The following is a 21,763-nucleotide window of genomic DNA, read 5'->3' on the forward strand; positions in this document are numbered from 1 at the left end:
TGGTGGCCACGCATGACTGGAAGAGATTGGCAGGTAACGCAATGAACACTGATTTGATGAAGCGTGAGCAGTTGTCGGCGTTGGCTGACGGGCAATTGCAGGGCGAGGAACTGGCGCAGGCCTTGCAATTTGCATCGCAAGACGAGGGCGAGGCCACATGGCAGCTCTACCACTTGGTGGGCGACGTCTTGCGTTCGCCGGAACTGGCCAGTCGGCAGCACGGCGACCGCGCGCTGGTGATGCGCCTGCGCGAGCAATTGGCCCAAGCGCCCGCGTATCCCCCGCTTTCCCAAGCTGCGCAGCCGGTGGTGGGTGTGGTGGCGTCCCAGGTTCCGGCATCTGCCAATGCTTCCGTGTTTCGATGGAAGATGGTGGCCGGCTTCGCATCGCTGGCTGCCGTGGCGGCCGTGGGCTGGAGTGCCTTCATAGGACTGCAGGGTGCCAGCTCAGCAGGTGCGCAGTTGGCAGCTGCGCCAGAACGCGCCCAGCCCTCGGCGCCCGTTGTGGCCGTTGCTGGCGCTGACGGCCAGCAGGTCATGATTCGCGATCCGCGGCTCGACGAACTCCTGGCCGCGCACAAGCAATTTGGAAGCACCTCTGCGTTGCAAATGCCAGCAGGATTTCTGCGCAATGCCACTTTCGAGACTCCTGCTCGTTGATGGCCTCATAGGCGGCCATCCGATGCCCGGGGTCAGTGGTTTGCTTTCAGCCCTTCGGCGGGTCGCCAGCAGGGCGAGGCGCTGCCAAACGGTCTTGCGCTCTGCCGTGCCGTGGCTGGTCGCTGCCCTTGTCGCAGGAGCGGCTGTGCCTGCCGTCGCTGAGCCAACTGCACAGTGGACAAAGCAACAGGCGCCGGCAATGCAGCGGGACATTGGCGGGTGGATTGAACGCATGCACCGGGCGCCCTGCCGCAGCAGCTATTCCGGAACCTTCGTGGTGCTGGCATCGTCAGGCGCCATGGCCAGTTCGCGCATTTCCCATGTGTGCGACGGGGGGCGACAGATGGAGCGGGTCGAGGCACTGACGGGCACCCCCCGCACCATCTTCCGCCGTGATGATGAGGTGCGGACCTTCCTGCACCAGTCGAAAATCGTTCGCTCCGACGTACGCAACGCCTCCGGGTTGTTTCCGCAGTTGCCGGAAATCCAGGGCACGGCGCTCTCGCGTTTTTACACGGCGCGGCAACTGGGCCAAGAGCGCGTTGCCGGGCACTTGGCCGATGTGGTTTGGTTCCAGCCGCTCGATGCACTGCGTTTTGGGTACCGCCTGTGGAGTGAACGCGAGACAGGTCTCGTGGTGAAGCTGCAGACCATGGACGCAGATGGCAGGGTGCTGGAACAGGTTGCGTTCTCAGAACTGGAACTGGGCGCCCCGGTGCGTATGGACCAACTCGAACGCATGATGGATGCGACCGTTGGCTATCAGGTAGCGGCATCGACGGTGCTCAAGACCACGGCCAAGTCCGAAGGCTGGACACTGCGCCAGCCCATACCTGGGTTTGTGCCATTGAATTGCTACCGCCGATCAATGTCTGCCGTAGCCGGGCCCGATGGCGTCTTGCAATGCATCTATTCCGATGGTCTGGCGACGGTGTCGCTCTTCATTCAGCCCTTTGATCCCCAAAGCCATACCGTGGGTGCACAGGTGAGCGGAATGGGGGCCACACAGATGCTGACCCGGCGCCTGGCCGATGGTGCGTGGCTCACGGCGGTGGGCGAGGTCCCCATGCAGACGCTGAAACTCTTTGCGAGCCAGCTGGAGCGCGCGCGCTAAAGGGCGTTCGCTGGCACGCGCGCGCTGCGCTCGCGCTGTCGGCATGCGCGCCCGCAGCCGGCACGCGCGCTTTAAACCGCTGCGCAATGCAGTGAGGATGGGAACCAATCGATACCGCTTTTCTTCACAGACATACAACCTCTGTTTTCAACATTGCCTCAATTCATGAAAGGTCGATGATGCCCAGGATCGATTGGAAGAAATTGCATTCCTATGCGCTCGCGAGCGTGCTGGTGGGGGCTGCGAGTCTTATGGCTGTGCCCTCGGGTGCAGCGCTTGCGCAGTCGTCCGTGGTGCGGGGACTGCCCGACTTCACGGAGTTGGTGGAGCAGGTGGGCCCCTCGGTGGTGAACATTCGCACTTCGGAAAAAGTGTCGGCGCGGGGCAATGTCAACGGCATGGACGAGGACATGCTCGAGTTCTTCCGCCGCTTCGGTGTGCCCATCCCTAACATGCCCCGGCAACAAAGGCCCCAGCGGCCGCAACCCGACGAAGAGCAGCCGCGCGGCGTAGGGTCGGGGTTCATCCTTACTTCGGATGGATATGTGATGACTAATGCGCACGTGGTGGATGGTGCGGACGAGGTCATCGTCACGCTCACGGACAAGCGCGAGTTCAAGGCCAAGATCGTGGGGGCGGACAAGCGCACGGACGTGGCCGTGGTGAAGATCGAGGCCAGCGGACTCCCCGCGGTGAAGGTCGGGGACGTGAGTCGCCTGAAGGTGGGCGAGTGGGTGATGGCCATCGGTTCGCCGTTCGGCCTTGAAAGCACCGTCACTGCTGGGATCGTGAGTGCCAAACAGCGCGACACGGGCGACTATTTGCCTTTCATCCAGACCGACGTCGCCATCAACCCCGGAAACTCCGGCGGTCCGCTGATCAACATGCGTGGGGAGGTCGTGGGTATCAATAGCCAGATCTATTCGCGCTCTGGCGGCTTCATGGGAATCTCATTTGCGATTCCCATGGACGAGGCCATCCGGGTGAGCGATCAGTTGCGAACTTCGGGCCGCGTCACGCGTGGGCGCATTGGTGTCCAGATCGGACAGGTCACCCGGGATGTCGCGGAATCGATCGGTCTGGGTAAGGCGTCTGGGGCTTTGGTCACGGGTGTGGAGACGGGCTCTCCGGCCGACAAGGCAGGCATTGAGGCTGGTGACATCATCACCCGCTTTGATGGCAAGGTGATCGACAAGCTTGCCGACCTTCCTCGTCTGGTGGGCAACACCAAGCCTGGAACGAAGAGCACGGTGACGGTGTTCCGCCGAGGCAGCGCCAAGGATCTGAGCATCACGATCGCCGAGATTGACGGTGACAAGCCAGCGGCCAAGCTCGCGGAGCGGGAAGAAAAGCCCAGAGCTTCTGCGGCTGCCCAAGCCGTGGGCCTGTCGGTGAGCGCTCTGACCGAAGCGCAACGAAAGGAATTGAAGATCCGTGGTGGCGTCGTTGTGAACGCCGCCACTGACGCCGCGGCGCGTGCCGGTTTGCGTGAAGGCGACATCATTCTTTCGATTGCGAATACCGAGATCGGGGGTGTGAAGGACTTCGAGGCGGCCCTGGCCAAGGCCGACAAGGCCAAGCCCATCAATGTTCTTTTTCGGCGGGGGGAGTGGGCGCAGTACGCATTGATACGGCCCTCGAAATGAGTTCCAAGGGCGATGCGGGTGGACGTTGTGCATCCGCAAATCCCGCGGATATTTGCGGGATTTCCTGTGGTGCCGCCGCTACCTTTTGGCTCACCTGCTCATTCTCTGGGGGTGTCGGCCAACGCGGCTGCCCCCATGTGACCGCAGCCTGCTATCAACCAATTGGATAGAATAGAGAACTCTGTTCAATAGATATCGACATATCAGAGAACGCTTCCGCCATATTGTGGAATGCGGCAATGCAGTCCACAGCTAGCCCACAAGTTGTCCCGCCCCGTACTGGGGTTCGTTGTGAATAACTTGTGTATAAAATGCTTGTTGCGATGCGGCAACGCACTGTGGATGCGAGAGATGGAACTCATGGGCACAAGCTTTTTGCCTACAATGAAGTTCCAACTATCGCAGTTGCCAATGATTGTTGGTTCAGGGCGCGTCGCCATTCGACGCGCCCTTTTTTCTTGTGCGTGCCGTTTCAATTCAATTATTTGACGCTTTCCGTTGATGAAACACATCAGAAATTTTTCCATCATTGCGCACATCGATCACGGCAAGTCGACCCTTGCCGATCGCCTGATACAGCGTTGTGGCGGGCTGGCCGACCGGGAGATGGAGGCGCAGGTACTGGACTCGATGGACATCGAGAAGGAGCGTGGGATAACTATCAAGGCGCAGACTGCTGCGCTGCAGTACAAGGCCAAGGATGGGCAGGTCTATAACCTCAACCTGATCGATACGCCGGGCCACGTGGACTTCTCTTATGAAGTGAGTCGATCGCTCTCGGCCTGCGAAGGGGCCTTGCTGGTGGTGGACGCATCGCAGGGCGTGGAAGCACAGACCGTTGCCAACTGCTATACGGCACTCGAGCTCGGCGTGGAGGTGGTGCCTGTGCTGAACAAGATGGATCTGCCCAATGCCGATCCAGACAATGCCAAGGCCGAGATCGAGGACGTGATCGGCATCGATGCCACGGACGCCATCCCCTGCTCGGCCAAGACCGGTATGGGCATCGACGAAATCCTCGAAGCCATTGTCGCGAAGGTGCCTGCACCCAAGGGCAATGCAGAAGGCCCCCTGCGCGCGATGATCATCGACAGCTGGTTTGACAGCTACGTGGGCGTGGTGATGCTGGTGCGGGTGGTGGACGGTCGCTTGCTCAAGGGCGAGCGGATCAAGATGATGGCCTCGGGCGCCGCATATGAGGCTGGCAGCCTGGGTGTTTTCACGCCGGCCAACCAGCCGCGCGAAAAGCTTGAGGCCGGCGAAGTGGGGTACATCATTGCCGGGATCAAGGAGCTGCAGGCGGCGAAGGTGGGCGACACCATCACGCTCGAAAAAAAGCTCCCCAACAATGCCGGCCCGGCCGCCGAGGCCCTTGCAGGCTTCAAGGAAATCCAGCCGCAGGTGTTTGCCGGGTTGTACCCCACCGAAGCCAGCGAATACGACTCTTTGCGCGATGCCCTTGAGAAACTCAAGCTCAATGATGCGTCCTTGCATTACGAGCCGGAAGTCAGCCAGGCGCTCGGGTTCGGCTTTCGTTGCGGCTTCCTCGGACTGCTGCACATGGAAATCGTGCAGGAGCGCCTGGAGCGCGAATTTGACCAGGACCTCATCACCACCGCGCCCAGTGTGGTCTACCAGGTGGTCAAGGCTGACGGGGAGGTCATCATGGTCGAGAACCCGTCCAAGATGCCCGACCAAGGGCGGCTGGAAGAAATCCGCGAGCCTATCGTGACGGTGCACCTGTACATGCCGCAGGACTACGTGGGCCCGGTGATGACGCTGGCCAATCAGAAGCGTGGCGTGCAGATCAACATGGCCTATCACGGTCGTCAGGTGATGCTGACCTACGAGATGCCCCTTGGCGAAATCGTGCTCGACTTCTTCGACAAGCTGAAGTCGGTTTCGCGCGGCTACGCTTCCATGGATTACGAATTCAAGGAATACCGCGCCTCCGATGTGGTGAAGGTCGACATCCTGCTCAACGGCGAGAAGGTGGACGCGTTGTCCATCATCGTGCACCGCTCGCAGTCGCAGTTCCGCGGCCGTGCAGTGGTCGCCAAAATGCGTGAGATCATCAGCCGCCAGATGTACGACGTGGCCATCCAGGCCGCAATCGGCGCAAACATCATCGCGCGCGAAACCATCAAGGCCCTGCGCAAGAACGTGCTGGCAAAATGCTACGGTGGCGACGTCAGCCGCAAGCGCAAGCTCCTCGAGAAGCAGAAAGCGGGCAAGAAGCGCATGAAACAGATTGGCTCGGTCGAGGTGCCCCAGGAGGCATTCCTCGCCATTTTGCAGGTGGAAGATTGATGCAGTTCATGCAAATTCTGACTTCGCTGGTGCTGGCAGCGTTTACGGGCTACATAGCGGCTTGGTACATGGGGGCCATCGAGGGTAACTTCGCCTTGCTGCTGTTTTTGGCGACTGTTGTGACCGGTGCCTACTGGCTGGCCGAGCGCCTGGTTTTCCTGCCCCGGCGGCGGCGCGCCGCGCAAGCGATCGAAGATGCCGCAGCCCAGCGCCGCGTTGAACTCGACCGCATGGGCATCCAGAAAGTGGATGTGGATGTGCAGGAGTCCAAGGATCGCATCCTGATGCAGCCCTGGTGGCTGGACTGGACCGCAGGGCTGTTTCCGGTGATCGCCGCGGTTTTCCTGCTGCGTTCCTTCCTGTTCGAACCCTTCAAGATTCCTTCGGGATCGATGGTTCCCACGCTGCTGGTGGGAGACCTTATCCTGGTCAACAAGTTCACCTATGGCGTCCGTTTGCCAGTGATCCATACCAAGGTGACCGAGGGTACGCCGCCGGCACGCGGTGATGTGATGGTGTTCCGCTATCCCCCACAGCCCAGTCTCGACTACATCAAGCGTGTCGTCGGTGTGCCCGGCGATGAGGTGGCCTATCTGAACAAGCGCCTCACGGTGAACGGCAAGCCCGTCGAAACCGCAGCTGCACCGGACTTCTTCGACGAGGACTCGATGCGCTACTTCAAACAATTTGAGGAACAACTGGGAGGCCAGCCGCATCGACTGCTGAACAACCCCGACATGCCTGCCTTCGTGCAAGGTGCCAGCAATTTCACCTACCGCCAGAATTGCCGCTACAGCGTCGAAGGAGTGGTCTGCAAGGTCCCTGAAGGACACTATTTCATGATGGGCGACAACCGCGATAATTCGCTCGATTCCCGCTATTGGGGTTTTGTGCCTGAAGCCAATATCGTGGGCAAGGCTTTCTTTATCTGGATGAACTTTGGCAATCCCAAACGGATTGGTTCGTTTCATTGACGATGACAGATACAAAAAGAGGGGGTAAGGTTATGAACATCCATCGCACAGCCAGCCGTTCACGCCAGCGCGGCTTGTCGTTCTTCGGGCTGATCTTTGTTGGCCTGTTTGCCGTGGCCGCTTTTGCCATCGGGGGGCAGTCCATTCCGATCTTTCTCGAATACAACGCTGCAAAAAAAGCCATCGAAAAGGCCAAAACCGAGAGCACCGTGCCTGCGATCCGTGCCGCATTCGACCGTGCAGCAGCCATTGACGACATTAACTCGATCAGGGGCTCGGATCTGGAAGTTACCAAGCGGGGTGAAAAGGTCGTGGTGTCGTTCAAGTATTCCCGCGAGATCGCGTTGGCGGGGCCGGCCTATCTGGTCTACCGTCTAGAAGCGCAGACCAACTAGGTGCAACCAGCTCTTTCAGCGCTGCAGGACCGCCTGCAGCACCATTTCTCGAACGCCTCGCTTTTGCAGCGGGCGATCACGCACCGCAGCTTTTCGGCCGATCACAACGAACGGCTGGAATTTCTGGGTGATTCCGTGCTCAACCTTGCCGTGGCGAGCCTGCTGTACCAGCGGCTCAGCGATCTGCCCGAAGGGGATCTGTCGCGCGTACGTGCCAACCTCGTCAAGCAGGACACCCTGCACCAGCTGGCTCTGCGCCTTCAGGTTTCCGACGTGCTGCGCCTGGGCGAAGGCGAGTCGAAATCCGGAGGGCAGAACCGCCCATCGATCCTGGCCGATGCCCTGGAGGCACTGATCGGTGCCGTCTACCTCGATGCGGGGTATTCTCGCGCCGAAGCCCTGGTGCACCGCTTGTTCCAGGGGGTTGAGATCAATCCACAGATGCAGGCCGCCGCCAAGGACCCCAAGACCGCGTTGCAGGAGTGGCTGCAGGGCCGCAAAATGAAGCTGCCGCATTACAGCGTGGTGGCCACGGTCGGTGCGGCGCACCGCCAGACCTTCGACGTGGAGTGCGAAATTGCCGAGTTGGGCCTTGCTGAGCGCGGCATTGGCGGTTCGCGCCGTGCTGGCGAGCAGGCCGCTGCCGCCGCCATGCTGGCCACACTGAAAGCGAAGAAATTATGAACGACGCTACCAAAGATGTAGCTGCAGACGATGGCTCTGCATGCGCCCAGGCACAAAATGACCTCGATGCGATGCTGGCGGCTGCCGGCGCGCCCGCAGCAGTGCCCGGCCAGCGTTGTGGCGTGATTGCCATCGTGGGTAAGCCCAATGTGGGCAAGTCCACCCTGCTGAACGCCCTGGTGGGCCAGAAGATCAGCATCACGTCGCGCAAGGCGCAGACCACGCGCCATCGCATCACGGGCATCCGCACGCGCGAGCAGACGCAGTTCATTTTTGTCGATACGCCGGGTTTCCAGACGCGCCATGCCACCGCATTGAACAAATCGCTCAACAAGACCGTGATGGGTGCCATCGGCGACGTGGATCTGATCCTGTTTGTCGTCGAGGCGGGCAGTTTCACGCTGGCGGACGCCAAGGTGCTTTCGTTGTTCAAGCCCGGCATTCCCACGCTGCTGGTGGCCAACAAGCTCGACATGGTGCACCGCCGCGCCGAGATTGCACCCTGGCTCAAGAGCATGCAGGAGCGCCACCCGTTTGCCGAGTTCGTGCCCATGTCGGCCAAGAACAAAGGCGACATCGAGCGGCTTTTCGGCATCTGCGCCAAATACCTGCCTGAGCAGGCCTGGTGGTATGCCGAAGACGAGCTCACGGATCGCAGCGAGAAATTCCTGGCCAGTGAAACCGTGCGCGAAAAGCTCTTCCGGTTCACCGGGGATGAGCTGCCCTACACCTCGACCGTCGTCATCGACAAATTCGAAGAAGAAGCCAGCAAGCAGCACAAGCGCCTGGTGAAGATCGCCGCCACCATCGTGGTGGAGCGCGACAACCACAAGATGATGGTCATTGGCGACAAGGGTGAGCGTCTCAAGCGCATCGGCACCGAAGCCCGGCAGGAACTCGAAAAGCTCATGGATGCCAAGGTGTTCCTGGAGTTGTGGGTCAAGGTGCGCTCCGGCTGGGCTGACGACGAGGCGCGTGTGCGCTCGTTTGGCTACGAATAGCGCTGTGCCAGCCCTGCCTCCTGCCGCGCCCTCGCGGCAGTGGCTGACCAGGGGCTGGGGTGTGCACTTGAGCGTCACCGTCTGAAGCTGTATGGCCGCTGCCAAGCGCATATCCGATGAACCCGCGTTCGTACTGCACAGCTACGACTGGAGCGAGTCGAGCCTGATTCTGGAAGTTTTCTGCCGCCACCATGGGCGCGTGGCGCTGGTGGCCAAGGGGGCGAAAAAACCCAGTTCCAACTTCCGCCCCGTGCTGTTGCCGCTGCAGCCCCTTCTGGTGACCTACACGCTGGGCGGCGACGGCAGTGCCGAAGTGCATACGCTCAAGGGGGCCGAATGGGTGGGCGGACACGTGATGCCCACCGGCGACGCCTTGCTCTCGGGCATGTACCTCAACGAGTTGCTGTTGCGTCTGCTGGCACGGGACGACCCGCACCCCGCATTGTTCGATGCCTACGCCGGCGTGGTCCGCGTGCTCGCCAGCGTCCATGGCGGTGCGCCAGGGGGCACGCGGCCTGCGGGTGCCGATGGCGTGAGCGGGCCGGGGCCGTGGCCGCTTATGCAGGCTTTGCCGGCCCACGCCGCGGCGCCGGGGCAAGAAGATGGCGCTGAAAGAGCGGCTCCGGCCGATGCGCAGCAGCCCGCAGCTCTCGCAACCGATAGCCTTCTCGAGCCCGTGCTGCGCAGCTTCGAGCTGCTCTTGTTGCGCGAAATCGGCCTGCTGCCCAGCCTGGATGCCCAGACCATGACCTTCGCTCCGTTGCAACCCAGCGTGCGTTACACACTGGTGCCCGAGGGCGGCTTGCGGACCGCCTCCTCCAATGACCGCGCGGGCCTTCTCGGCAGCCAGTGGCTGGCGTTGCAGCATGCCCTGGATGCGGTGGGCAGCTACACGGCCACTTTGCGGGCGTGTGCACCCTTTGCCACAGAACTCAAGCCGCAGTTGCGGGTTCTGCTGCAATACCATTGCGGCAGCCCCACGCTGCGCACGCGCCAGCTCATGATCGACCTACAGTCCTTATGAACAGCTCTCAACACCCCCAGCATCGCACCGCCTTGTCGGTCAACGTCAACAAGGTCGCCCTCGTGCGCAACACGCGCCACCTGGGCATACCCAGTGTCACTCGCGCAGCCGAGCTGTGCCTGCAGGCCGGGGCCCAGGGCATCACGGTGCACCCCCGGCCCGATGAGCGGCACATCCGCAGCCAGGATGTGTTCGAGCTGGCGGCGTTGATGAAGGCCTGGCCCGACCGCGAATACAACGTCGAGGGCAACCCGTCGCAGAATCTGATGGAATTCATCCGCCAGGTGCGCCCGCACCAGGCGACCTTTGTGCCCGACAGCGAAGACCAGTTCACGAGCGATCACGGCTGGAGCTTTCCGCAAGATGCCGAACGCTTGGCGCCCCTGGTGGCCGAGTGCCGCAGCCTGGGCGTGCGCGTGAGCCTGTTCATGGACCCAGTGCCTGGGCAGATGGCGGCCGCCCGGGCTGTGGGAGCCGACCGGGTGGAGCTTTACACCGAGCCGTTTGCAGCGGCCTGGGGCACGCCGCAACAGGCTGCCGAACTTCGACGCTATGCCGATGCTGCGCAGGCCGCTCTCGATGCGGGACTGGGCGTGAACGCCGGCCATGATCTGAACCGGGACAACCTTGCAGCCTTCGTGCGCGAAGTGCCCGGGGTGCTGGAAGTTTCGATCGGCCATGCGCTGATTGCCGACGCCCTCGAACTGGGCTATGCCGCCACCGTGCGTGCCTACCTGGCCTGTATCACTGCAGGTTTCGGGGTATCAGAAAACTCCTGATTTGATAGCTGCCAACGTCCGCAGTAAAAGCGCTGGTGCTCACTTCAACACTCCATCCATGATTTACGGCATTGGCACCGACATCTGCGATGTGCGCCGCATCGAGGCCAGCCTGGCCCGCCACGGCGAACGTTTTGCCGAGCGGGTGCTGGCCGACGGTGAGCTGGCCACCTGGCGCGAGCGCAGCAGCCGCTGGCCCGACCGTGGCCTGCGCTACCTGGCCACGCGTTTCTCGGCCAAGGAAGCCTTCAGCAAGGCGATCGGGCTGGGCATGCGCATGCCCATGGCCTGGCGGCACTGCGAAGTGGCCAAGCTGCCGACCGGTCAGCCCGTCATCGTGCTGCACGGCGCCCTGAAGGAATGGTTCGATGCCCGGGGCCTGCAGGCCCACCTGAGCGTGACCGACGAAACCGACTATGCCGCCAGCTTCTGTGTGGTCGAGAAAATTTGATGCCAAATCGTGCTCTTGCGCTTGACAGGTGAGCGCGCAGAGCTATCAGTTAAATAGCAATTCATCGTGCGCAACGCATCTTCCATGACCGAACACGCCCCCCTGATCCTTGATGTGGCCGGCACGGCCCTCAGCCCCGACGACCGCCGCCGCCTGGCCCATCCGCTGACCGGCGGGGTCATCCTCTTTGCCCGCAACTGGGAGAACCGCGCCCAGTTGCTGCAGCTCACCAGCAGCATCAAGGCCGTGCGGGACGACCTGCTGATCTGCGTGGACCATGAAGGCGGCCGCGTGCAACGCTTTCGCACCGACGGCTTCACCCACTTGCCGCCCATGCGCGCCTTTGGCGAAATGTGGTTGGACGATGGCAAGGGCGCCAGGGCGGTGCCAGGCAGCGGTGCCTTGCGGGCCACCAACGCCGCTACAGCTGCGGGCTACGTATTGGGCACCGAGCTGCGGGCCTGTGGTGTGGATTTCAGTTTCACGCCCGTGCTGGACCTCGACTGGCCGGACGATGCGCCCCAGGCGGTCGGTGCCGCCCGGCCCGGCCCCGCAGCCCATGGGGCGCCGCGCGCTGGGTCGACAAGCCGAGGGCAGGCCGCTACGTCCCGCAGCGGCGTCATCGGTGACCGCGCGTTCCACAGCGATCCCCGCGTGGTGGCACTGCTGGCCAAGAGCCTCATGCACGGGTTGCTGCAAGCGGGCATGGCCCACTGTGGCAAGCATTTCCCGGGGCACGGTCATGTGAAGGCCGACTCGCACACCGAGGTGCCCGTGGACCGGCGCAGCTTCAAGGCCATCCTGGCCGACGACGCCGCACCGTATGCATGGCTCAGCAGCACGCTCACCAGCGTGATGCCGGCCCACGTGATCTACCCCCGGGTGGACAGCCGCCCGGCCGGCTTTTCGCGGCGCTGGCTGCAGGACATCCTGCGCCGGCAAATGCATTTCGACGGCGCCATCTTCAGCGACGATCTCAGCATGGCAGGCGCGCGCCGCATCGACGGAGAGGTCGTCAGGTATACCGACGCGGCCATCGCGGCCCTGGAGGCCGGCTGCGATCTCGTGCTGCTGTGCAACCAGAGCCTGGGAGGTGGCAGCGCGGTCGACGAACTGCTCGACGGCCTTACCGAGGCGCAGGCGCGCGGTCGCTGGCAGTCCAGTGTGGACAGCGAAGCGCGCCGGCTGGCACTGCTGCCCCAGACCCTGCCGCAGCCGTGGGATGAACTGATGTACCAGCCTGCCTATCGCCAGGCCCTCGACTTGCTGCCTTGAGGGGTGGTGGTGCGAGGCAGGCCGTGCCGCCGTGGGCGTTGATGCCCAGCGCGCGCCGCCTTCGGCCGGGGCTGGGTGTTCAAGGGACGGGCCCAAGGCCGAAAGCCCGGCGGTTTGGTGCCTGGGGTGGCACGGGCATCCGGGGCTTTGGCATCGGCAAAGCTGCTGGCTCGAGGGCAAACGCCCGCATCCGAGCGTGGGCAGAGCGTCTTGTTCAGAGGCCTCGGCCGTCTGATCCGGCGGGTGGATTGCCAACGGCCTGTGGTGGCACCGTCGGCGGCAGAGGCGGCTCTTTCCAGCGCCGCACCACGCGCTGGAACACAAGCGCGTTGGGCACCTGTAGCCATGCGCTTTGCGGAGCATCCGTCTGGTGGTCTTCGAGGGTGGTGTAGAGCAGGTTGATATCGACCACGCGGCCCCGCGTTCCGGTTTTTTCACCGGTGTCGAGCACTTCGATGTAGTCGCCCACCCTGAAAGGGCGCGCAGTGAAGATGAGCAGCGCACAGAACAGATTCGACAGCACGCTCCAGGCCGCGAAGAATGCCACGGCGCCCACGGTGGCGAAGCCCGTCAGGGCTGTCCACAGCACCGTGGCTGATACCCCCAGCCGCTCCAGCACCAGCAGCAGGGCGCTGACCATAATGGTCCAGCGCACCAGCCCCTTGATGGGGGCCAGCAGTTCGGCCGGCAACTGGTAGCGTACGCTGGCGCGAACCAGCAAGCGACGCAGCAGGCGCTGCAGCGCCCAGGCCGCCAGCAGGATCAGCAGGATCTGGGTGCCTGGAACAATGATCTCGAGCCAATCCTGGACCCACTCGGGCAGATGCAACTTCAGACTGCGCATGGAAGATGGGCCGGTGCACGCGAAATGGACACGGAATTGCAGCGCCTGGCGGATCAGCCGTGCAGTTGCTCCACGGTGTCCATCTGCATTTCGAAGCTGAAGAAGCGGTTACGCCCTTGCGCCTTGGCTGCGTAGAGGGCCTCGTCGGCACGCATGATCATGCTTTCCGCATTGGTGTTCTCATCGGGCACGCAGGTGGTGATGCCGCCCGAGAGCGTCAGCGTGGCGCCCAGGGGCGAGTCGGCATGGGGAATGGCGCGCACCTTGAGCAATTGCCCCAGCGCGCGGGCGAACGTCATGGCCCCCGAGCGGGGGTTTGGGGCAGGATCAACGCAAATTCCTCACCGCCATAACGGAAAGCCACGTCCCGCGGCCGCACGCACACCTCGCGCAGAACGCGGCCCACTTCCTTCAGGCAGGCATCGCCCTGTACATGCCCGCTGGCATCGTTGTAGAGCTTGAAATGGTCCAGGTCGCACAGCATCAGCGTGAGCGGCGTACCATCGCGCCGGGCCGCCAGGATCTCGTTGTGCAGGATGCGGTCAAACCCGCGGCGGTTGACGAGACCCGTGAGGGCGTCCACCTCGACCATTTCGTTGAGGCGCTGATTGGCCTGGTGCAGCTCGGCCGAAACCGAAACCAGCCGCCGGCGCATGTCCAGCAGCCGGCGCATGGCGCGCAGCTTGGCCATCAGGACGATGGGTTTGACGGGCTTGACCAGATAATCGTCACCGCCCACCTCGATGCCCCGCCAGACGTCCAGATCACTGTCCAGGCCCGACAGGAAGATGATGGGGGTCCAGTCGCCAGGCTCGGCCTCGCGCATCTGCTGCGCCACCCAGTAGCCGTCCTTGCCCGGAAGTTTGATGTCGAGCAGCACCAGATCCGGTCGGCGTGTCTTGAACAGGTGCAGCGCGAGCGCTCCTTCGGGTGCCTCGAGAACCGTGGCCACGCCCGCATGGCGCAGCTCGGCCACCAGGGCGGCGCGCATCGATTCCATGTCTTCCACCACCAGCACGGAAAACGGGTTGTCCGAAAGCACGGCACCTACCGGAGGCGCTGCGGGGCGGGTGAAGGGTATCGGGGCTGTCACGGTGTCTCCTTCTCGCCCGCAAGAGCCTGCGGGCCAATGCATCTTTGGTTTGCCGGCACAGGCCCCGTCAGGCCGCGCTCGCGGAGCCTTGGCCGGCAGCGATTCAGCTCTCGCGGCGCAACGCCGGGAAGAGGATCACGTCGCGGATGCTGGGGCTGTCTGTCAGTAGCATCATCAGGCGGTCGATGCCGATGCCGCAGCCGCCCGCGGGCGGCATGCCGTACTCGAGCGCACGCACGAAATCGTGGTCGAAATACATGGCCTCGTCATCGCCGCTGTCCTTGGCGGCCACCTGGGCGTGGAAGCGCGCGGCCTGGTCTTCGGCGTCGTTCAGCTCGGAGAAGCCATTGCCGAACTCGCGGCCGGTGATGTAGAGCTCGAAGCGCTCGGTGACCTCGGGGCGGGCGTCATTGGCGCGGGCCAGGGGCGAGATCTCGGTCGGGTGCTCCATGATGAAGGTGGGCTGCCAGAGCTTGTCCTCCACGGTCTCCTCGAAGTACAGCACCTGCAGGCTGGCCAGGCTGCGCGCGGAGAGCTTGTCCTTCTCCTCGTTCATGCCGAGCTTCTTGAGGGCGCTGATGAGCCAGGCGGCATCGTCCACGTGGGCGCCGGCCTCGGTGTACTGGAAGATGGCTTCGCGGATCGTCAGGCGCGCGAACGGCTGGGCCAGGTCGACCTCGCGGCCCTGGTAGGTGAGTTGCAGCGTGCCCGCGGCCTTCAGGGCCGCGTCGCGCACGAGCTGCTCGGTGAAGCCCATGAGGTCCTGGTAGTTCCAGTAGGCCGCGTAGAACTCCATCATCGTGAACTCGGGGTTGTGGCGCACCGAGATGCCTTCGTTGCGGAAGTTGCGGTTGATCTCGAACACGCGCTCGAAGCCGCCCACGAGCAGGCGCTTCAAGTACAGCTCGGGCGCAATGCGCAGGTACATCTCCTGCTCCAGCGCGTTGTGGTGCGTCACGAAAGGCTTGGCGTTGGCACCGCCCGGAATGGGGTGGAGCATGGGCGTCTCGACCTCCAGGAAGCCGTGCTGCACCATGAAGTCGCGAATGCCGCTCACGGCTTTGCTGCGTGCCACGAAGCGCTTGCGGGCTGCTTCGTCGGTCATCAGGTCGACGTAGCGCTGGCGGTATTTGACCTCCTGATCGGCCACGCCGTGGAACTTGTCGGGCATGGGCCGCAGGCTTTTGGTCAGCAGGCGCAGGGTGGTCACTTTGACCGACAGTTCGCCGGTCTTGGTCTTCATCAGCGTGCCTTCGGCGCCGATGATGTCGCCCAGATCCCAGTGCTTGAAGGCCGCATACAAGTCTTCACCCAGCGCATCGCGCGTGATGTAGAGCTGGATGCGCCCCCCCGTTTCGCCCAGCGAGCCGTCCTGCACGGTGGCAAAACTGGCTTTGCCCATCACGCGTTTGAGCATCATGCGTCCTGCCACGCTCACATGAACGGCATGGGCTTCCAGCGATTCCGCGTCCTTGCTCGCGTGCTGGTCCTGCAGCGTGGCAGCGTGGTGCGCCGGTTTGAAATCGTTGGGGAACGCGACGCCTGCGCTCCCAGCATGGGCCTCGCGCAAGGCGCGCAGCTTGTCGCGGCGCTCGGCGATGAGCTGGTTTTCGTCTTGGGGGGCGGGGGCGTGGTTCTGTTCAGACATAGGGGCCGTGGCTACGGGGCAGGAAAAAGGGGCTGTTGCCAGCCGAACCGTTGATTTTATGGGTTATTAGTGCTGTGCGGATGGCGCGCGTGCGGACTCAGCACTACCAGCACGGTGCGGGCGATGATGCGCACATCCAGCCACAGAGAGCGCGTCTGCACGTAACGCTGCGCATGGCGCAGCTTGGCGGGCAGGATCTGCTCCACATAGGTGCGCTCGGGGTCGTTGCTGCGGGCCAGCAGCGCGCTTTCATCGCGGAATTCGATGGAGGCCAGGTCGGTGATGCCGGGGCGCACGGACAGCACGGCCTGGCGCACATCGGCGGGGTACTGCGCCACGTAGCGTGGCACCTCGGGGCGTGGGCCGACCACGCTCATGTCGCCCCGCAGCACGTTGATGAACTGCGGCAGCTCGTCCATCTTGGCGCGGCGCAGCCAGGCCCCGGCACGGGTGATGCGGGCATCCTCGCCCACGGTGATCTGCGGGCCCATGGCCTCGGCCCCGGTGTGCATGGTGCGGAACTTGTAGATGCCAAACAGCCGGCCTGCGCGTCCCACGCGCTGCTGGCGGAAGAACACTGGCCCGGGCGAATCCAGCCGCACCCACAGCGCCACGGCCAGCAACAGCGGGCATAGCAGCAGCAGGGCGAGCAGGGAGAACGCGATATCGAACAGGCGCTTGGCCATCAGCCCAGGACCTCCCGCAGCGCGGCGATCACCCGGTCCTGGTCGGAGTCCTGCATGGCCGTGAACAGCGGCAGGCTGAGCATGGCCTGGTAGGCCGCGTCGGCCTGCGGAAACTGCTCCGGCGCGAGGCCGTAGCGGTCGCGCCAGTAAGGGTGGCGGTGCAGCGGCACGTAGTGCACGCTGGTGCCAATGCCCCGATCCGACAGGGCCTGGATGAGCGCGTCGCGGCCCATGCACGCGTCCGGCGCCAGCCGGATAACGTAAAGATGCCAGGCATGCACGTCGCCCGTCGGCGCGCAGGCAGGCAGCACCAGGGGCAGACCGGCCAGCTGTGCGTGGTAGCGTGCCGCGAGGTGCTCGCGCCGCTGCAGGAACTGCGGCAGGCGCTGCAACTGCACCAGGCCCAGTGCTGCGGCGGTGTCGGTCAGGTTGTACTTGAAGCCGGGGGCCACCACCTCGTAGTACCAGGCCGGCGTCTTGGAGGTGAAGCGGTCGAAGGCGTCGCGGCTCATGCCGTGCAGGCGCATCACGCGCATGCGCTCGGCCAGTTTTGGGTCGCGCGTCACGGCCATGCCGCCTTCGCCCGTGGTGATGGTCTTGTTGGCGTAGAAGCTGAACACGGTCACGTCGGAGTCGAGCTGTCCCACCAGCCGGCCCTGCCAGGTGGTGGGCAGGGCGTGCGCGGCGTCCTCCACCACTTTCAGGCCATGCTCGCGCGCGATGGCCAGGATGGCGTCCATGTCGCAGGCCAGGCCCCCGTAGTGCACCGGCATGATGGCGCGGGTAGCGGGGGTGATGGCGGCGCGGATGGCCTCGGGGTCGATGTTCAGTGTCACCGGGTCCACGTCCACCAGCACCGGGTCGGCGCCCAGGTAGCGCACCACCTCCACGGTGGCGGTGAAGGTCAGGGTGGGCGCGATCACCTCGTCGCCCGGGCCGATGCCCAGCGCCTCCAGCGCCAGGTGCAGGCCGGCGGTGGCGGAGTTGACGGCAATGCTCTGCAATCCGTTGCCGCCCAGGTAGTCGGTGAAGGCCTGTTCGAAGGTGCGGGCCTTCGGGCCGGTGGTGACCCAGCCCGAGCGCAGGGTCTCGGTGACGGCGGCGATCTCGGCGTCGCCGATGTCGGGGCGGGCGAAGGGCAGAAACGGGGGAGGTGTGTCGGTCATGGTGCGTTCAGTGGGGCGCCGCGGCCGATGGCGTGGTATTCCAGCCCCAGTGCCTGCATGTCGGCGGGTTCAAAGAGGTTGCGGCCGTCGAACACCACCGGCTGGCGTAGCGTGGCGGCCAGGTGAGCGAAGTCGGGGCTGCGGAATTCCTTCCATTCGGTCACTATGACGAGCGCGTCCGCGCCCTCCAGCGCGGCGTCGGCCTGGCCCACCAGGTGCAGGCCGGGGCGCTCGCCCAGCACCAGGCGTGCCTGGGCCAGGGCCACCGGATCGTAAGCCGCGATCTCGGCGCCGCGTGCCAGCAGCTGCTCGATGATGGTCAGGCTCGGGGCCTCGCGCATGTCGTCCGTGTCCGGCTTGAAGGCCAGCCCCCAGAGCGCGAAGCGCCGGCCTTGCAGATCGGAACCGAAGCGCGCCACGATTTTGTCCACCAGCACCTGCTTCTGGCGATCGTTCACGGCCTGCACGGCCTGCAGGATGCTCAGCTCCTGTCCGGCTTCGCGTGCCGTGTGCACCAGGGCTTTCACGTCCTTGGGGAAGCACGAGCCGCCATAGCCTGTGCCGGCATAGAGAAAATGCGTGCCGATCCGTGGGTCGGTGCCCATGCCGGTGCGCACCTGCTCGATGTCGGCGCCCAGCTTCTCGGCCAGCAGGGCCAGTTCGTTCATGAAGCTGATGCGCGTGGCCAGCATGGCGTTGGCGGCGTATTTGGTGAACTCGGCGCTGCGCACGTCCATCACGATCAGGCGGTCGCGGTTGCGCATGAAGGGTGCGTAGAGCTGGCGCATCGATTGCGCGGCCTGTTCGTCATCGGCGCCCACGACAACGCGGTCCGGGCGCACGAAGTCCTGCACCGCCGAGCCCTCCTTGAGGAATTCCGGGTTGGAGACAACGCACACGCTGGCTGGCTGGCCGCGCGCGCGCAGCACGGCGGCCATGGTTTCGCGCACCCGGTCCGCCGTGCCCACCGGCACGGTGCTCTTGTTCACGATGAGCCTATCTTCCTGCATGCGCTCGGCGATGGCCTGCGCTGCCGCGAGCACATGCTGCAGGTCGGCCGATCCATCCTCGCCCGCGGGTGTGCCCACGGCGATGAACTGCACCCGGCCGTGCGCCACGGCGAGGTTGACATCGCTCGTGAACAGGAGGCGGCCGCTGTGGGCGTTGCGCAGCACGATATCGAGCAGTCCGGGCTCGTGGATGGGCAGGTGGCCGTTTTGCAGGGCGTCGATGCGTTCCTGGTCGCGGTCCAGGCAGACGACATGGTTGCCAATTTCCGCGAAACAGGCGCCCGTGACCAGGCCCACATAACCGGTTCCGACAACGGTGATCTTCATGTGCAGTTTCTCGGCTTGTCTTGCAGGGGCGGTTTCCAGGCTGTGTTCATCGGGGCTTGACCGCCCAGGTTAGGCGGTGGGTGCGCAGCGGGTGCAGCAGCAGCGATGCCGGTCCGATGAGCCTGGCAGGCAGCCGCCGCGCGACCGGCGGGGCCAGCGTCAACCGCCGTGAATGCAAGCGGGCTTCGGGGAACAGTGCCCGCAATTCGTCCAGCGGCAGCTTGCGCACATCGGGATTGTGCGGGTTGTTGACGACGAAGTCATACACCAGCACACCACCACCGGGCGCCACCCAGCGCCACAGCGTGTGTGCGAATTGCCGCCGGTAGCCGGGATCGAGCAACGAGCTGAACACGGTGAAGGCCAGCACGGCCTGCTGGCTGGCGTCCGTGATCGGCGCCGCGCAGGCATCGCCCGCCAGGATGCGCACACTCTCGGGCAGCACGGTGCGCGCAGCCCTGGCACGCTCAGGGAGCAGTTCAATGCCCGTGAGCTGTTCGGGCGTGGCACCTAGGCGCAGCAGGTCCAGCAGGTTGCCGCCGCTGCCGCAACCCACTTCCAGCAAGGGGCGGCCCACCAGGTCGGCCCAGCCATGGGCACGCCATAGGCGGGCAAGGGCGCGCAGGCGCTCCTGCTGTGCCTGCAGCGCTGCCGCGTTGGCGTACAGGCTGTAGCGCTGTGCGTCGGCGTGGCGGTCGCGGCGTGCGTAGCGGTCTTCGACGGCGCGGGTCTCGGGTGTGTTCACCGGGTGATCCTTGCGAAGCGCGACGAGGGCGAGCGTGCGCGCAGCACATCCCACAGGCCCTGCCAGGTGCCCCAGCCGTAGCCGAGGTGGAAGGCAGCGATCACGGCCGGTAGGCGCCCTAGCAGGCGCCAGGCCCCGGCGGCACGCGCTGCGGCCAGGCTGGCCAGCGCGAGGTAGCTGCCGTAGAGCGCCAGCAGCAGCACGGCGGGCCACGGTGTCCAGGGCAGCAGCAAGGTGGACAGCGCCAGCGCGGCGACGAACAGCGCGGGCACGAGCTGGCGCCAGGAGCCCGGCTGGCCATGCTTGCGCACCACGAAGGGACGCCAGTAGCCGTACTGCTGCTGCTGGGCGAAGAGGTGGCGCAGCGAATTGCGCGGGTGGTAGACCGAGCGGATCGTGCCGCTTTGCCAGACGCGGCCACCACCCCGGCGCAGGCGCAGGTTGTGCTCATCGTCCTGGTTGCGCACCAGCGCCTCGTCGAACAGGCCAAAGCGCGCGAACGCTTCGCGCCGCCAGCAGCCCAGGTACACGGTATCGACCGCGCCCTCGTAGCCCTGGTCGCGCGAGCGCGCGCCACCCACCACCCAGCGGCACTGGAAAGCCGCCGCGATGGCCTCGCCCATGGGGCCCGTGCCCTGCGCGACCCAAGGGCCGCCCACGTTGTCGGCACCGCTGCGCTCCAGGGTTTCGATGCAGCGCGCCAGGTAGTCCGGTGCGAACACCGTGTGGATGTCGAGCCGGGCAACTACCTCGCCTCGCGCGCGCGCGATGCAGGCATTGAGCCCAGTGGAGACGATGCGGCCCGGGTTGTCCACCAGCACCAGCCGCCCGTCGCGTGCGCAGCCCTGTTGCAGGCGCTCGCGTGTGCCGTCGTCGCTCATGCCATCGGCGATCAGCACCTCCATGCGCCAGCCGTCTGGGAGCTGCTGGCGCAGCACCGAGTCGCAGAAGGCGTCGATGAAGGCCGCTTCGTTGCGGCAGGGGGCGATCACGCTCAGCAGGCGGGGCAGGGTGGCGGGTGTCATTGCTGGAGTTGCCGGTACAGCCGGTCGATATGGTCCATCTGCGCCTTGCGGTCGCCGTCCAGCGCGATGCGCTCGGCATTGTGCTCCCCGACCTGGTGCATGCGGTCCTCGTCGCTGGCAAGCTGTTGCAGAACCCTGGCCAGCGCGCGTGCGTCGCCTGCGGGTACCAGCAGCTCGGGTGCGATCCATTGCCGGTTGGCCGGCAGGTCGCTCGCCACCACGGCCAGACCGCAGGCCATGCTTTCCAGCATGGCCACGGAGGTCGCGTCGCTCGCGGGCACGCTGACCGAGATTTTGCAGCGCGCCAGCACGGCGGCCATGCCTGCGTCGTCGAGGCGGCCGTGGAAGTGGACGCTCTGATCGAGTCCCCGTGCCTGCACCTGGCGGCGCAATCGCGCTTCGAGCGAGCCGCCACCGAGCAGGTGCAGCTGGAACGGTGTGCCGGGCATTTGCTGGCGCAGCAGCTCGAAGGCATCGATCAGCGTGGCTATCTGGTAATTGGGTTCCCAGGCGCGCAGGCTCACGATCTGCACGCCGTCCTTGTCTTCCCAGGGCGCGGGGGCGAAGCGCGCGCGGTCCACGCCCCAGTGGATCTCGTGCACCGGGGCGCGTGGACGGTACTGCCGCGCGGCTTCGACCAGGCTTGCCGAGTCGCCGGTGATGAGGTCGGCCCGGCGCAGGATCCAGCCGGTGAGCCAGCGCATCCACGGGCGGGTGTGCGGCGTGACGAGCAGGTCGCTGCCCCAGGCCGTCATCACCAGCGGGTGGTGGCCGCAGCGCGCGGCCAGGTAGCCGTAGGAGGTGACATAGTGCGCGTGCACGATGTCCGGTGCCAGTTCGCGCACATGGCGCTGGGCGTCGGCCACGCGCAGCAGCCAGTCGGCCTGGCGCCGCACCGGCGGCAGGA

Annotated in this window: 20 protein-coding genes and 1 pseudogene; 12 read left to right on the top strand and 9 right to left on the bottom strand. The window is 64.8% G+C overall.

The features are described 5' to 3' along the window. Positions 1 to 41 precede the first annotated feature (41 nt). From ACDELDRAFT_RS05440 to nagZ, 12 genes are all read left to right on the top strand, one after another. Positions 42 to 659 (top strand): sigma-E factor negative regulatory protein, encoded by a 618-nt coding sequence (locus tag ACDELDRAFT_RS05440; RefSeq protein ID WP_005794296.1) that lies wholly within the window; start codon positions 42 to 44, stop codon positions 657 to 659. A 199-nt stretch (positions 660 to 858) separates the two neighbouring features. Continuing rightward, positions 859 to 1,773 carry a MucB/RseB C-terminal domain-containing protein gene (locus ACDELDRAFT_RS05445; protein WP_005794297.1) on the top strand — a complete coding sequence of 305 codons (915 nt, stop codon included), beginning with the start codon at positions 859 to 861 and terminating at the stop codon, positions 1,771 to 1,773. Between the two features lie 179 nt (positions 1,774 to 1,952). Then, the gene (locus ACDELDRAFT_RS05450; RefSeq protein WP_005794299.1) at positions 1,953 to 3,419 is read left to right on the top strand and encodes a Do family serine endopeptidase; all 1,467 of its coding nucleotides are present in this window, start codon (positions 1,953 to 1,955) and stop codon (positions 3,417 to 3,419) included. A 501-nt stretch (positions 3,420 to 3,920) separates the two neighbouring features. Then, a complete protein-coding gene (gene lepA / locus ACDELDRAFT_RS05455) occupies positions 3,921 to 5,729 on the top strand; it encodes a translation elongation factor 4 (RefSeq protein WP_005794301.1) in 1,809 nt (602 codons plus the stop codon). Then, positions 5,729 to 6,703: a signal peptidase I gene (lepB, locus tag ACDELDRAFT_RS05460; protein ID WP_005794303.1), complete on the top strand. Its 975-nt coding sequence runs from the start codon at positions 5,729 to 5,731 to the stop codon at positions 6,701 to 6,703. The genes lepA and lepB overlap by 1 nt, the downstream gene beginning before the upstream one ends. Before the next feature lie 32 nt (positions 6,704 to 6,735). Continuing rightward, positions 6,736 to 7,098, top strand: coding sequence for a DUF4845 domain-containing protein (locus ACDELDRAFT_RS05465; protein WP_005794305.1), 363 nt, complete (start codon positions 6,736 to 6,738; stop codon positions 7,096 to 7,098). Next, the gene (rnc, locus tag ACDELDRAFT_RS05470) at positions 7,099 to 7,782 is read left to right on the top strand and encodes a ribonuclease III (RefSeq protein ID WP_005794307.1); all 684 of its coding nucleotides are present in this window, start codon (positions 7,099 to 7,101) and stop codon (positions 7,780 to 7,782) included. Then, complete coding sequence (gene era / locus ACDELDRAFT_RS05475) at positions 7,779 to 8,783, top strand: GTPase Era (protein ID WP_005794309.1); 1,005 nt, start codon at positions 7,779 to 7,781, stop codon at positions 8,781 to 8,783. The genes rnc and era overlap by 4 nt, the downstream gene beginning before the upstream one ends. A gap of 91 nt (positions 8,784 to 8,874) precedes the next feature. Beyond that, on the top strand, positions 8,875 to 9,807 hold the full coding sequence (gene recO / locus ACDELDRAFT_RS25560) for a DNA repair protein RecO (RefSeq protein WP_005794311.1): 933 nt from the start codon (positions 8,875 to 8,877) through the stop codon (positions 9,805 to 9,807). After that, entirely contained in the window at positions 9,804 to 10,586 is a 783-nt protein-coding gene (locus ACDELDRAFT_RS05485; protein ID WP_005794312.1) for a pyridoxine 5'-phosphate synthase, read from the top strand. Before recO ends, ACDELDRAFT_RS05485 begins: the two co-directional genes overlap by 4 nt. A 58-nt stretch (positions 10,587 to 10,644) precedes the next feature. Next, entirely contained in the window at positions 10,645 to 11,037 is a 393-nt protein-coding gene (acpS, locus tag ACDELDRAFT_RS05490) for a holo-ACP synthase (protein ID WP_005794314.1), read from the top strand. Positions 11,038 to 11,121: 84 nt separating this feature from the next. Next, positions 11,122 to 12,312 carry a beta-N-acetylhexosaminidase gene (gene nagZ / locus ACDELDRAFT_RS05495; RefSeq protein ID WP_005794316.1) on the top strand — a complete coding sequence of 397 codons (1,191 nt, stop codon included), beginning with the start codon at positions 11,122 to 11,124 and terminating at the stop codon, positions 12,310 to 12,312. A gap of 214 nt (positions 12,313 to 12,526) precedes the next feature. Here nagZ and ACDELDRAFT_RS05500 read toward each other — a convergent pair whose 3' ends face one another. From ACDELDRAFT_RS05500 to ACDELDRAFT_RS05540, 9 genes and pseudogenes are all read right to left on the bottom strand, one after another. Next, complete coding sequence (locus tag ACDELDRAFT_RS05500) at positions 12,527 to 13,156, bottom strand: mechanosensitive ion channel domain-containing protein (protein WP_005794318.1); 630 nt, start codon at positions 13,154 to 13,156, stop codon at positions 12,527 to 12,529. 53 nt (positions 13,157 to 13,209) lie between these two features. Beyond that, positions 13,210 to 14,147: pseudogene (locus tag ACDELDRAFT_RS05505) on the bottom strand (diguanylate cyclase domain-containing protein). A gap of 205 nt (positions 14,148 to 14,352) precedes the next feature. After that, positions 14,353 to 15,897 carry a lysine--tRNA ligase gene (lysS, locus tag ACDELDRAFT_RS05510; protein ID WP_005794324.1) on the bottom strand — a complete coding sequence of 515 codons (1,545 nt, stop codon included), beginning with the start codon at positions 15,895 to 15,897 and terminating at the stop codon, positions 14,353 to 14,355. 56 nt (positions 15,898 to 15,953) lie between these two features. Beyond that, positions 15,954 to 16,583: a sugar transferase gene (locus ACDELDRAFT_RS05515; RefSeq protein ID WP_005794326.1), complete on the bottom strand. Its 630-nt coding sequence runs from the start codon at positions 16,581 to 16,583 to the stop codon at positions 15,954 to 15,956. Next, a complete protein-coding gene (locus ACDELDRAFT_RS05520) occupies positions 16,583 to 17,749 on the bottom strand; it encodes a DegT/DnrJ/EryC1/StrS family aminotransferase (protein ID WP_005794328.1) in 1,167 nt (388 codons plus the stop codon). Before ACDELDRAFT_RS05520 ends, ACDELDRAFT_RS05515 begins: the two co-directional genes overlap by 1 nt. Then, a complete protein-coding gene (locus ACDELDRAFT_RS05525; RefSeq protein WP_005794330.1) occupies positions 17,746 to 19,086 on the bottom strand; it encodes a UDP-glucose dehydrogenase family protein in 1,341 nt (446 codons plus the stop codon). The genes ACDELDRAFT_RS05520 and ACDELDRAFT_RS05525 overlap by 4 nt, the downstream gene beginning before the upstream one ends. A 46-nt stretch (positions 19,087 to 19,132) precedes the next feature. Continuing rightward, positions 19,133 to 19,831: a class I SAM-dependent methyltransferase gene (locus ACDELDRAFT_RS05530; RefSeq protein WP_005794332.1), complete on the bottom strand. Its 699-nt coding sequence runs from the start codon at positions 19,829 to 19,831 to the stop codon at positions 19,133 to 19,135. Beyond that, positions 19,828 to 20,856: a glycosyltransferase family 2 protein gene (locus ACDELDRAFT_RS05535; RefSeq protein WP_005794335.1), complete on the bottom strand. Its 1,029-nt coding sequence runs from the start codon at positions 20,854 to 20,856 to the stop codon at positions 19,828 to 19,830. The genes ACDELDRAFT_RS05530 and ACDELDRAFT_RS05535 overlap by 4 nt, the downstream gene beginning before the upstream one ends. Next, positions 20,853 to 21,763 (bottom strand): glycosyltransferase (locus ACDELDRAFT_RS05540; protein ID WP_040328208.1); only part of this gene is annotated, 911 nt, incomplete at its 5' end. The genes ACDELDRAFT_RS05540 and ACDELDRAFT_RS05535, both read right to left, overlap by 4 nt.

This window comes from Acidovorax delafieldii 2AN, assembly GCF_000175235.1.
Taxonomy (GTDB): Bacteria; Pseudomonadota; Gammaproteobacteria; order Burkholderiales; family Burkholderiaceae_C; genus Acidovorax; species Acidovorax delafieldii_B.

Excerpts from the sequence above, each read along its gene's own strand:
- ACDELDRAFT_RS05440 (WP_005794296.1), top strand. The coding sequence starts at position 42 with ATGAACACTGATTTGATGAAGCGTGAGCAGTTGTCGGCGTTGGCTGAC.
- ACDELDRAFT_RS05445 (WP_005794297.1), top strand. The coding sequence starts at position 859 with ATGCAGCGGGACATTGGCGGGTGGATTGAACGCATGCACCGGGCGCCC.
- ACDELDRAFT_RS05450 (WP_005794299.1), top strand. The coding sequence starts at position 1,953 with ATGCCCAGGATCGATTGGAAGAAATTGCATTCCTATGCGCTCGCGAGC.
- lepA (WP_005794301.1), top strand. The coding sequence starts at position 3,921 with ATGAAACACATCAGAAATTTTTCCATCATTGCGCACATCGATCACGGC.
- lepB (WP_005794303.1), top strand. The coding sequence starts at position 5,729 with ATGCAGTTCATGCAAATTCTGACTTCGCTGGTGCTGGCAGCGTTTACG.
- ACDELDRAFT_RS05465 (WP_005794305.1), top strand. The coding sequence starts at position 6,736 with ATGAACATCCATCGCACAGCCAGCCGTTCACGCCAGCGCGGCTTGTCG.
- era (WP_005794309.1), top strand. The coding sequence starts at position 7,779 with ATGAACGACGCTACCAAAGATGTAGCTGCAGACGATGGCTCTGCATGC.
- recO (WP_005794311.1), top strand. The coding sequence starts at position 8,875 with ATGGCCGCTGCCAAGCGCATATCCGATGAACCCGCGTTCGTACTGCAC.
- ACDELDRAFT_RS05485 (WP_005794312.1), top strand. The coding sequence starts at position 9,804 with ATGAACAGCTCTCAACACCCCCAGCATCGCACCGCCTTGTCGGTCAAC.
- acpS (WP_005794314.1), top strand. The coding sequence starts at position 10,645 with ATGATTTACGGCATTGGCACCGACATCTGCGATGTGCGCCGCATCGAG.
- nagZ (WP_005794316.1), top strand. The coding sequence starts at position 11,122 with ATGACCGAACACGCCCCCCTGATCCTTGATGTGGCCGGCACGGCCCTC.
- ACDELDRAFT_RS05500 (WP_005794318.1), bottom strand. The coding sequence starts at position 13,156 with ATGCGCAGTCTGAAGTTGCATCTGCCCGAGTGGGTCCAGGATTGGCTC.
- lysS (WP_005794324.1), bottom strand. The coding sequence starts at position 15,897 with ATGTCTGAACAGAACCACGCCCCCGCCCCCCAAGACGAAAACCAGCTC.
- ACDELDRAFT_RS05515 (WP_005794326.1), bottom strand. The coding sequence starts at position 16,583 with ATGGCCAAGCGCCTGTTCGATATCGCGTTCTCCCTGCTCGCCCTGCTG.
- ACDELDRAFT_RS05520 (WP_005794328.1), bottom strand. The coding sequence starts at position 17,749 with ATGACCGACACACCTCCCCCGTTTCTGCCCTTCGCCCGCCCCGACATC.
- ACDELDRAFT_RS05525 (WP_005794330.1), bottom strand. The coding sequence starts at position 19,086 with ATGAAGATCACCGTTGTCGGAACCGGTTATGTGGGCCTGGTCACGGGC.
- ACDELDRAFT_RS05535 (WP_005794335.1), bottom strand. The coding sequence starts at position 20,856 with ATGACACCCGCCACCCTGCCCCGCCTGCTGAGCGTGATCGCCCCCTGC.